The organism is Streptomyces sp. NPDC059917 (genome assembly GCF_042730635.1).
GTDB lineage: Bacteria > Actinomycetota > Actinomycetes > Streptomycetales > Streptomycetaceae > Streptomyces.
In genome coordinates, this window is the sequence record NZ_JBHWLC010000075.1 from 10,826 (window position 1) to 22,308 (window position 11,483).

4 protein-coding genes are annotated in these 11,483 nt (G+C 76.2%); all 4 read left to right on the plus strand.

The features are described 5' to 3' along the window. Positions 1–23: 23 nt before the first annotated feature. The 4 genes from ACFWAR_RS31670 to glyA are packed head-to-tail and all read left to right on the plus strand — an operon-like array spanning position 24 to position 11,447. The gene (locus ACFWAR_RS31670; RefSeq protein WP_385784596.1) at positions 24–5,408 is read left to right on the plus strand and encodes an amino acid adenylation domain-containing protein; all 5,385 of its coding nucleotides are present in this window, start codon (positions 24–26) and stop codon (positions 5,406–5,408) included. After that, a complete protein-coding gene (locus ACFWAR_RS31675; protein WP_385784599.1) occupies positions 5,405–6,760 on the plus strand; it encodes a cysteate synthase in 1,356 nt (451 codons plus the stop codon). The genes ACFWAR_RS31670 and ACFWAR_RS31675 overlap by 4 nt, the downstream gene beginning before the upstream one ends. Continuing rightward, complete coding sequence (locus ACFWAR_RS31680) at positions 6,757–10,086, plus strand: amino acid adenylation domain-containing protein (RefSeq protein ID WP_385784601.1); 3,330 nt, start codon at positions 6,757–6,759, stop codon at positions 10,084–10,086. Before ACFWAR_RS31675 ends, ACFWAR_RS31680 begins: the two co-directional genes overlap by 4 nt. Then, a complete protein-coding gene (glyA, locus tag ACFWAR_RS31685; RefSeq protein ID WP_385784604.1) occupies positions 10,083–11,447 on the plus strand; it encodes a serine hydroxymethyltransferase in 1,365 nt (454 codons plus the stop codon). The genes ACFWAR_RS31680 and glyA overlap by 4 nt, the downstream gene beginning before the upstream one ends. Positions 11,448–11,483: the final 36 nt, after the last annotated feature.

An 11,483-nucleotide genomic window follows, 5' to 3' on the forward strand; every position in this document is an offset into this window, starting at 1 on the left:
ACCGAACGGTGAGGGAACAACGCGTGGACCCGCGACTTGAGCATCAGGACTGGATCTCGGCCATCTCCGCCACCGCGGCGGCCGACCCGGACCGCACGGCCTTCGAGTTCTCCGGAAAGGAGGACGCGCCGGTCGAGCGGCTCAGCTACGGACAGCTCGACCGGCGGGCCCGCGCCGTCGCCGCCCGGTTGCAGCACCTCGGTCTGACCGACCGCCCGGTCCTGCTGCTCCAGCCGCCCGGCCTGGACTACGTCGTCTCCTTCATCGGCTGCCTGTACGCCCGGGCCGTCGCCGTGCCGGTCTACCCGCCCAACCGGCGGCCGCGCTCCCTGGAGCGGCTCGTCGACATCGTCGCGGACTGCGGGGCGACGGTGGCGCTGACCACCGCCGCCGTCCGCGACCGGCTGCTGCCCGACGACCCGGACGGCGCGGTGATGGACGTACTGCGCCTGCTGGCGACCGACCGGGTGCCGGACGAGGAAGCGGGGGAGTGGCACCACCCGCGGGTCGGCCCCGACACCGTGGCCTTCCTCCAGTACACCTCCGGCTCCACCTCGGCGCCGCGCGGCGTGGTGCTGACGCACGGCAACCTGCTGCACAACTCGGCCCTGATCCAGCGCGCCTTCCGCACCACCGGCGCCACCCGCGGCATGTCCTGGCTGCCGCTCTTCCACGACATGGGGCTCATCGGCGGCATGCTCCAGCCGCTGTACTACCAGGGCTCCTGCTCGCTGATGTCCCCCACCTCCTTCGCCCAGGACCCGCTGCGCTGGCTGCGCGAGATCAGCCGCAGCCGGGCCACGGTCAGCGGCGGCCCCAACTTCGCCTACGACCTGTGCGCCGACCTGGCCACCCCCGAGGTGCTGGCCGGACTCGACCTGAGCAGCTGGGAGGTGGCGTTCAACGGCGCCGAACCGGTGCGCGCCGAGACCTTCCGCCGGTTCGCCGAGGCGTACGCCCCGGCGGGCTTCCGGGCCGAGGCCTTCACCCCCTGCTACGGGCTGGCCGAGGCCACCCTGATCGTCTCCTGCAAGCCGCACGGCACGGCCCCGGCACGCTTCTCGGCCCCGAACGCACTGCTCGCCGGAACCGGCGGGGCGGCGCACGAGCCGGTCACCGAGGCCGTCACCGGCGCGACCGGGGGGACCACCGAACTGGTCAGCAGCGGTCGCCCGGACGACTCGCAGCGGCTGGAGATCGTCGACCCGGTCACCCGACGGGTCCTGCCCGCCGGGGAGATCGGCGAGATCTGGCTCGCCGGTCCGAGCGTGGCCCAGGGCTACTGGAACCGGCCCGAGCACACCGCGGCCACCTTCGGCGCCCGCCTCGCCCACGACGCGGCCACCGACGCGGACCCCGCCTTCCTGCGCACCGGCGACCTCGGCCTGCTCCACGAGGGCGAGCTGTACGTCACCGGCCGCCTCAAGGACCTGATCATCGTCCGCGGCCGCAACCACTACCCGCAGGACATCGAACAGAGCGTGTCCGCCGTCCACCCGGCGCTGCGCGCCAACTGCGGCGCCGCCGTCCAGGTCGAACTGGCCGGCACCGCCGAGCTGGTGATCGTCCAGGAAGTGTCCCGGGACCACCAGGACGGTGACCTGACGGCGCTGGCCCGCGCGGTGCGCGAGGCCGTCGCCGAGGCGCACGGGATACGACCGGCCGCGGTGGTGCTGATCCGCGCCGCGACGCTGCCGCGCACCTCCAGCGGCAAGGTGCAGCGCCACGTGTGCGCCGCCTCCTACCGCGAGGGCGACCTCACCGCGCTGGCCCACAGCGGCCGCCCGCAGGGCGCCTCCGTGGAGCAGGCGTCCGCCCTGGACGCCGCCGCGCTGCGCGCCGCCGATCCGGCCGAACGCCCGGCGGCGCTGCTGGCCGCCCTGCGCTCCCTGCTCGCCGCCCGGCTCGGACTGGCGGCGGCCGACCTCGCCCCCGAGCACCGGCTCGCCGAACTGGGCCTGGACTCGCTCGGCGCGGTCCGGCTGCGGCACGAACTGCACACCGCCCTGGGCGTGGACCTGACGCTGACCGAGGCGCTCGCACTGGACCTGGCCGGACTGGCCGCCCTGCTCGCCGAGCGCTTCGAGGAGGCGGGCGCCGCGCCCGCACCGGCCGGTGAGCCGGAGCCCACCGCCCCCACCGAGCCCGGGGACCACCCGCTCTCGCCGAACCAGGCCGCCCTGTGGCTGCTGCACCAGGTCGCCCCGGAGAGCCCCGCCTACCTGGTCTCCACCGCCTTCCGCGTGCACGGCGCGCTCGACCCGAGCGCCCTGGGCGACGCCCTGGCGGGCCTGGCCCGGCGGCACGCGGTGCTGCGCAGCACCTTCCCCCGGACCGGCTCCGGCCCCGTCCAGCGGGTGCACGCCGAACTCGCGCCCGCCTTCGAGCAGGTCGACGCCTCCGGCTGGAGCGCGACCGAGCTGGCCGCCCGCCTGACCGAGGCCGCCGAGCAGCCCTTCGACCTGGAGGTCGGACCGCTGCTGAGGGCCCGGCTCTTCAGCGGGGCCGAGGGCGGTCACCACCTGGTCCTGACCGCCCACCACCTGGTGGCCGACCTGTGGTCGCTGTCCCTGCTGCTGGACGAACTCGCCGTCGGCGCCGCGGCCCCCGCTGCCGAGGCGGACACCGGCGCCCCGTTCGCGGCGTACGCCCGCCGTCAGATCGCCCTGGTCGACACCGCGGCCGGGCAGCGCCGCCTGGACGGGTGGCGCACGGCCCTGGCCGGGGTCCGCGCCGGCACCTCGCTGCCCGCCGACCTGACGCCGCCCCGGCGCCAGCGGATGCGCGGCGCGGCGCTGCCGCTGGCGGTGGACGCCGCCACCACCGAAGCGCTGATGGCGCTGGCCCGGCGCGAGGGCAGCACCCTCTACACGGTGCTGCTGGCGGCCTTCCAGCTCCTGCTGGCCCGCAGCACCGGCGAGCAGGACGTGGTCGTCGGCACCCCGACGCACGGGCGGGACGACGCCGCCTTCGCCCGCACGGTCGGCAGCCTGGTCAACACCGTGCCGCTGCGCGTGCGGATCGAGGCCGCCGAGCCGTTCACGGCCCTGCTGGCCCGGGTGCGGGAGAGCGCCCGGCGCGCGCTGGACGGCGCCGAGGTGCCGTTCCCGTCCCTCGTCGAGCTGATCCGCCCGGACCGCGACCAGGGCGGCCGCCCGCTGGTGCGCAGTCTGTTCAGCCTCCAGCAGGCACCCGGCGAGCACGCCGAGGCCCTGGTGGCGATGGCCACCGGCCGGGGCGGCGTGCCCTTCGCCCTCGGCGCCCTGGACTGCTCGACGCTGGCGCTGCCGGTCGGCGGCAGCCAGTTCGACCTCCAACTGACCCTGGGCGAGACGGCGGGCGGCCTGTCCGGCGCGGTCCGCTACGACACCGACCGCTACCTCCCGGCGACCGCCCGGCGCTTCGCCGCCCACTTCACCACCCTGCTGACGGAGATCGCGGCCGACGCCGCCCGCCCGGCGGGCGAACTGCCCCTGCTGGCCCCGGCCGAGCGGGCCGCCGTCCTCGCCGCGGGCAACGACACCGCCCTCGCCTACGACCTCGCCGACGGCGTGGTGCGCCGCTTCGAGGCCCAGGCCGCCCGCACCCCGCACGCCGTGGCGGTCCGCGCCGCCGGGCCCGCGGGCGGCGAGGAGCTGGACTACCGGACCCTGGACCGGCTGGCCGACGGCGTCGCCGCCCGGCTGCGCACCCTGGGCATCGGCCCCGGCCGCACGGTGGCCGTCCTGCTGCCGCGCACCCCGCGACTGCTCGCCGCCCTGCTCGGCGTGCTCAAGTCAGGCGCCGCCTACCTGCCGCTCGACCCGGGCCACCCGGCCGACCGGCTCGCCCTGGTGCTCGCCGACGGCGCCGCCGCGGCGGTGCTGACCGACCTGCCCGCCGACCGGGTGCCCGCCGGGGACTGGACCGTGCTGGCGCTCGACACCATCGCCGAGGCGGAGCGCGACGCCGACACCGCGATCGAGCCGCAGTCACCCGCGTACGTCCTGCACACCTCCGGCTCGACCGGTCGCCCCAAGGGCGTGGTGGTCCCGCACCGGGCCCTGGCCAACCTGCTGTCCTCCTTCCAGCGCGACCTCGGGCTCGCCCCCGGCGCGGGCTGGCTCTCCGTGACCACCCCGGCCTTCGACATCGCCGCGCTGGAGTACTTCCTGCCGCTGGTCCACGGCGCGACCGTGCACCTGGCCGACGCGGCCACGGCGGGCGACGGCTCCCGGCTGCGGGCCTGCCTGGAGAGCGGCGGGATCAGCCACCTCCAGGCCACCCCGGTCACCTGGCAGCTGCTGCTGGAAGCCGGTTGGGCGGGCACTCCCGGACTGACCGCCCTGTGCGGCGGCGAGCGGCTGCCCGTGGAACAGGCCGCGGAGCTGCTCTCCCGCGGCGCACGGCTCTGGCAGGTCTACGGGCCGACCGAGACCACGGTGTGGTCGGCGCGCGGCGAACTGACCGCGGCCGACGGGGAACTGCCCCTGGGCACCCCGGTCGCCAACACCCGGCTCTACCTGGTCGATCCGCTCCTCCAGCCGGTCCCGGACGGGGTCACCGGCGAGCTGCTGATCGGCGGCGACGGCCTGGCCCACGGCTACCTCGACCGGCCCGCCCTGACCGCCGAACGCTTCGTCCCCGACGCCTTCGGCACGGTCCCCGGCGCCCGGCTCTACCGCACCGGCGACCTCGTGCGGCGCGGCCCCGGCGGCGAGCTGCTCTTCGTCGGCCGCTCCGACACCCAGATCAAGCTGCACGGGCACCGCATCGAACTCGGCGAGATCGAGACCGCGTTGGAGCGGCTGCCCGCGGTGCGCCGCGCCGCGGTCGTCGTGGACGGCGAGGGCGCGCGGGCCCGACTGGTCGGCTACCTGGAACAGCACGGCAGCCCCGCCGCCCCCGCCGAACTGCGCGAGGAGCTGCGGCGCACCCTGCCCGGCTACGCGATCCCCTCGCTGCTGGTGACGCTGGACGAACTCCCGCTCACCGCGAACGCCAAGGTGGACCGGCGGGCCCTGCCCGAGCCGGAGACCGCCCGCCCGTCGGGCGCCGTGGAGGAGCCGGTCGGGGCGACCGAGCAGCGGATCGCCGCGCTGCTCGCCGAGCTGCTCGGAGCCGAGCGGATCGGACGCCACGAGGACCTCTTCGACCGGGGCGCGCACTCGCTGCTGCTGGCCCGCTTCGCCGAGCGCCTGCGGGCCGAGTTCGGCGCCGCACCGGCCCTGCACCTGCTCTTCGACCGGCCCACGGTAGCCGCCGTGGCCGCCCTGGTCGAGGCCGCGGACCGCGGCCCCGGCTCCGCCCCGGCGGCGCGTCCGGCGCCGGTCCGGGTGGACCGCGGCCGCTACGCCGTCAGCCGCGGCTCCGACGGCGCGCTGCGCCCGGTGCTCACCGGCGCGGTCGCCGAGGGGGAAGCGCGATGACCTCCGTCCCCTACCTTCCGGCCGAGCGGGCCGAGCGCCCGCTCGCCGGTCCCGGCGGCTCCCCGGTGGACCGCTCGTACCTGCTGCGATGTCCGGTCTGCCACGAGAGCCGTGCGGACGACGGCCTGCGGCTGGACTGCGCCGGGGCGCACCGGCCCGGCCTGCTCGACACCGAGTACGCCCTCCCCTTCACCCCCGGGCCCGGTACCGGCCCCTTCCGCTACTCCTGCTGGCTGCCGACCGCCGGGCGGGAGCTGCCCGAGGGCGCCATCGGCGCCACCTACCGGGCCGAGGCCCTGGGCCGCGAGCTGGGACTGGCCGAGCTGTGGGTCGCCTTCAGCGGCTACTGGCCCGAGCGCGGGGCGGCGCTGGAGACCGGCAGCTTCAAGGAGCTGGAGGCGCAGGTGGTGCTGGCCCGGCTGCCCGAGCGCCCGCCGGTCCTGGTCGTCGCCTCGGCCGGGAACACCGCCGCCGCCTTCCTGCGGGCCTGCTCGCGCCGGAGCGTGGACTGCGTGCTCGTGGTGCCGGAGGCGGCGCTGCCCGCGCTCGGCGCCGCGGGCGAACGCGCCGACTGCGTGCGCCTGGTGACCGTCGCCGGTGACTACACCGACGCGATCGACCTGGCCGACGCGATCAGCGCCCGGCCCGGGTACCAGGCCGAGGGCGGCACCCGCAACGTGGCCCGCCGCGACGGCATGGGGACCGCGCTGCTCGCCGCCGCCGAGACCATCGGTCGCCTGCCCGACCACTACGTGCAAGCGGTGGGCAGCGGGGCCGGTGCGATCGCCGCGCACCGGGCGGCCCGGCGGCTGCTGGCGGCCGGTTTCCCGGCGGCCCGGCGCCCGGGCGCCGCGGCGGGCGGACTGCCGCGACTGACGCTCTGCCAGAACGCGCCCTTCGCGCCGATGGTCCGTGCGTGGGAAGAGGGCCTGGACGCGCCGGTCATCGGCAGCGGCGCGGAGGTGCGGGCGGCGGTGGCCGCCGTACACGCCCCGGAACTGACCACGCGCAAACCGCCGTACGCGGTGGCGGGCGGGGTGCGCGAGATCGTCACCGAGAGCGGCGGCGAGCTGCTGGCGGTGGACAACGCCGAAGCGGCGGCCGCCGGGCGGCTGTTCGCGGCGGCCGAGGGCATCGACATCGAACCCGCCGCGGCGGTCGCCGTCTCCGGGCTGTGCCGGGCGGTCGCCGCCGGTCGGATCCGGCCCGAGGAGAGCGTGCTGCTGCACGTGACCGGCGGCGGCCGGGCCCGCCGCGCGCGCACCCACCCGCCCGTACCGGTCCACCCCGACCTGCGGATACCGGCCGGGCTGGGCGCCGAAGCCGCCGCCTACCTGGTGACCGGCGCATGACGACCCCGCCCCCCGACCCCGCTCCCGACACCGCCCCTGACGTCGTCCCCGTCCCCTCCGGTCGGCAGAAAGCAGAGCAGACCATGCAGCAGTTCGCCTTTCCCGCCACCTCGGCCCAGCGCCGGATCTGGCTGGTGGAGCGGCTGATCCCCGGCACCAGCGCCTACCACCTGCCGTTCGCCCTGCACCTGGACGGCCCCCTCGACACGGCCGCCCTGGAGGGCGCGCTGACCGGGCTGGTCCACCGGCACGAGTCGCTGCGCACCTGCTTCGAGCAGGCGGACGGCGAGCTCGTCCAACTGGTCGACGAGCGGGCGGCGTTCGCCCTGGAGCGGCGGGAGACCGCGGACGCCGACCTGGAGCGCGCACTGGCCGCCGACGCCGCACGCCCCTTCGACCTGACCCGCGGCCCGCTGCTGCGCGCGGCCCTGCACCGGCTGGCCCCGGAGCGCCACGTGCTGGCGATCACCGTGCACCACCTCGTCGCCGACATGTGGTCGATCGGCATCCTGCTGGCCGAACTGGCCCAGGGCTATGCCGGACGCGCCGGTGACCTCCCCGAACTGCCGATCCAGTACGGCGACTTCGCCGTCTGGGAGGCCGACGCCCGGGCCGCCGTCGACGCGAGCGGCCAGGCCTACTGGCACCGGACGCTCGCCGGCGCCCCCGAACTGCTCGAACTGCCCGGCGACCGGCCGCGCCCGGCCGTGCAGTCGCTGCGCGGGGACACGCTCGCGGTGCAGCTCCCGGCCGAGTTGTCCGCCGGGGTGCGGGCCCTGTGCCGGCGGGCCGGGGTCACCCCCTTCATGGCGCTGCTGGCCGCCTTCCAAGCGGTACTGGCCCTGCACAGCGGCAGCGAGGACATCGTCGTCGGCACCGGCGCGGCGGTGCGCCCGCCCGAGGCGGAGACGCTGATCGGCTGCTTCATCAACATCCTGCCGCTGCGCACCTCGCTGGCCGGCGACCCGACCTTCGAGGAGCTGCTGGGCCGCGTCCGTGCGGCCGCGCTGGGCGCCTTCGAGCACCAGGAGCTGCCCTTCGAGCGGATGCTCCCGGAGCGGTCGGCGGCCCCGGCGCTCAGCCACAACCCGCTGGTGCAGTCGCTGCTGCTGGTGCAGAACGCGCCGCTGGCGGCGCCGGAACTGCCCGGCCTCGCGGTCACCGTGCGCGAAGTTCCGCGCGGCGGCGCGCAGACCGACCTCAACCTCCAACTGCGCGAAGTGGACGGCGCGTTCACCGGTACCGTCGAGTTCGCGAGCGACCTGTTCGGCGCGGCCACCGTCCAACGCCTGATCGGCCACTGGCAGACCCTGCTGGCCGCCGCGGTCGCCGAGCCCGGCAGCCGGCTGACGGCGCTGGCGGTCCTCACCCCGGCCGAGCGGCACCAGGCCCTGGTGGAGTGGAACGACACGGCCCACACCTACCCGCAGGGCGGGGCCCTGCTGCACGAGCTCTTCGAGCAGCGGTCGGCCGCGGACCCGCAGGCACCGGCCGTCGTCGGCCCCGCCGGCGAGCTGACCTACGCCGGACTCGACGCGCTCGCCGAGCGGATCGGCGGACGCCTGACCGAGCTGGGCGTGGGCCCGGACACCACCGTCGGACTCTGCCTGTCCAAGGGCCCGGCGCTGGTCGCGGCCGTGCTCGGCGTGCTGAAGGCGGGCGGCGCCTACCTGCCGCTGGACCCGACCTACCCGGCGCACCGCCTGGCCTTCATGCTCCGCGACGCGGCCCCGCCGGTGGTCCTCACCGAGCGGGCCCTCGCCGAGCTGCTGCCGTCCGTCGGAGCCGAGGTGCTGGAGGTGGAGGACGCCGAGCGGTGGCCCGACACCCGGCAGCGGCCCTCCGGGCTCGCCCCGGACCACCTCGCCTACGTCATCTACACCTCGGGCTCCACCGGCACCCCCAAGGGGATCGCCGTCCCGCACCGCGGCGTCGTCAACAACCTGCTCGACCTCAACGACACCTACGGCATCGAGGCCGGCGACCGGGTGCTCGGCCTGTCGTCCCCCAGCTTCGACATGTTCGTCTACGAGACGCTCGGCATCCTCGCGGCGGGCGGCGCGGTGGTCATGCCGCACCCGGACCGGGCCCGCGACCCGCACCACTGGGTCGACCTGGTGCGCCGGTACAAGGTGACGGTGTGGAACTCGGCCCCGGCCCTGGCCGACGCCTTCGTCCGGGCGGGCGAGGAGCGCGGGGTCCGACTGCCCCGGCTCAAGGCGGCCTTCTTCGGCGGCGACTGGATCCCGGTGGGGCTGCCCGCACGGCTGCGCCGCCTCGCGCCGGACCTGGCCTTCATCGCGCTCGGCGGCGCCACCGAGGCGTCCATCCACTCGATCACCTACCCGGTGACCGAAACCGACCCGGCGTGGACGAGCATCCCCTACGGCCGCCCCATGGTGAACCAGCAGGCCGTCGTCCTGACCCCCGGCCTGGCGCCGACCCCGATCGGCGTGCCGGGCGAACTCTGCCTGGCCGGGACCGGATTGACCCGCGGCTACCTGCACCGACCCGCCCTGACCGCGGACCGCTACCGCCCGCACCCGGGCTCCGGCATCGGCCCGGTGCCGAGCGGAGCGCGGCTGTACCGCACCGGCGACCTCGCCCGCACCCGCGCCGACGGGGTGATCGAACTCATCGGGCGCCTCGACCACCAGGTCAAGCTGCGCGGCCTGCGCATCGAACTCGGCGAGATCGAGGCCGTGTTGCGCCGCCACCCCGACATCGACCGGGCCGTGGTCAGCGCCCACGGCAGCGGCGACGACCGCCGCCTGATCGGCTACCTGGTGCCCACCGGGGACGCCGCCGCGGTCCCGTCGGCCGCCGAGCTGCGCGCGCTGCTGGGCGCGGAGCTGCCCGAGCACATGGTCCCGACGGCCTTCGTCACGCTGGACGCGCTGCCCCTGTCGCCCAACGGCAAGGTGGACCGCGGCGCGCTGCCCGAGCCCGACGGCCTGGCCGAGCGCGCGAGCGCCGCGTACGTGGCCCCCCGCAACGACGTCGAACTGGTGCTCGCCGCGCTCTGGGCCGAGCTGCTGGAGACCGACCGGGTCGGAGCCGAGGACGACTTCTTCGCGCTCGGCGGCCACTCGCTGCTCGCCACCCGGCTCGCCTCGGCGGTGCTGGAGACCTTCGGCGTCGAACTGCCCCTGCGCGACCTGTTCGAGGCGTCCACCCTCGCCGAGCAGGCCGAGCGCCTCGTGGCCCGGGGCCACGAGGGCGGAGCGGACGTCGCGGCCGTGGCACACATCGCGGCCGGACTGCTGGAGATGACCGACGAGGAGGCCCTCGGGCTGCTCGCCGAACACGAGGAGAGCATGGCATGAGCACCACCACCACGACCGCGGGCACCGGGGTCCTCGCCGACTACGCGGGCCTCGGCGCGCAGCGCCTGGCCGCCGCCGACCCGCTGCTCAGCGACCTGCTGGAGCGCGAACACGCCCGGCAGAACGACACCCTGGCCATGGTGGCCGCCTCCAGCAGCGCCGACCCCTCGGTCCTGGCCTGCGCCGGAGCGAGCATCTCCAACGTCACCACCGAGGGCTACCCCGGCGCCCGCTACCACGCCGGTTGCGAACTGGTCGACGAGGTCGAGCGGTTGGCGGTGGCCCGGGCGCGCTCGCTGTTCGGGGCCCGGTACGCCAACGTGCAGCCGCACTCGGGCAGCACCGCCAACCAGATCGTCCTGTGCACCCTGATGAAGCCGGGCGACACCCTGCTCGGCATGGAGCTCAGCGCGGGCGGGCACCTCACCCACGGCTCCCCGGCCTCGGTCTCGGGCCGCTTCTTCCACGCGGTCGGCTACGGCACCGACGCCGACGGCATGCTCGACTACGAGCAGGTCGCCGCACTGGCCCGGGAGCACCGTCCCAAGGTGATCGTCTGCGGCGCCAGCGCCTACCCGCGCACCGTGGACTTCCCCCGCTTCCGGCAGATCGCCGACGAGGTCGGCGCCTTCCTGCTCGCCGACATCTCCCACATAGCCGGCCTGGTCGCGGCCGGACTGCACCCCAGCCCGGTGGACCACGCGCACGCCACCACCACCAGCACCTACAAGCAGCTGTACGGGCCCCGCGGCGGCCTGATCCTGCTCGGCCGCGACGCCGACCTGCCCCTGCCCGGCACCCGGCGCACCCTGGCCCAGGCGATGTCGCACGGCACCTTCCCCTTCCTCCAGGGCACCCCGGACCTGGGCGCGGTCGCGGCCAAGGCCCGCGCCTTCGACATCGCCGCCCAGCCGGAGTTCCGCGCCCTCGCCGAGCGCGTGGTCCGCGACGCCCGCGAACTCGCGGACGCCTTCACCGGGCTCGGCCACACCCTGGTCACCGGCGGCACCGACAACCACATGGTGCTGCTCAACCTCGGCCCCAGCGGCCTGACCGGCGCGATAGCCGAGACCGCGCTGGCCGAGTGCGGGATCGTCGTCAACCGCAACCGGATCCCGGACGACCCCCACGGCCCCCGGGTCACCAGCGGCATCCGCTTCGGCACCAACACCCTCGCGCTGCGCGCCATGGGCCCCGTCGAGATGCGCCGCTGCGCCGCGCTGATCGACCGGGTGCTCACCGCCGTGGTGCCCCACGGCGCGCGCGAGTTCACCCTCGACGACGCCGTGCGCGCCGAGGTGCGGGGCGAAGTCACCCGGCTCTGCCGCGAGTTCCCGCTGCCGCACCACCTGCCGGCCTGACCCACTTCCCGCCACCGACCCTCCCGGGACCACCCA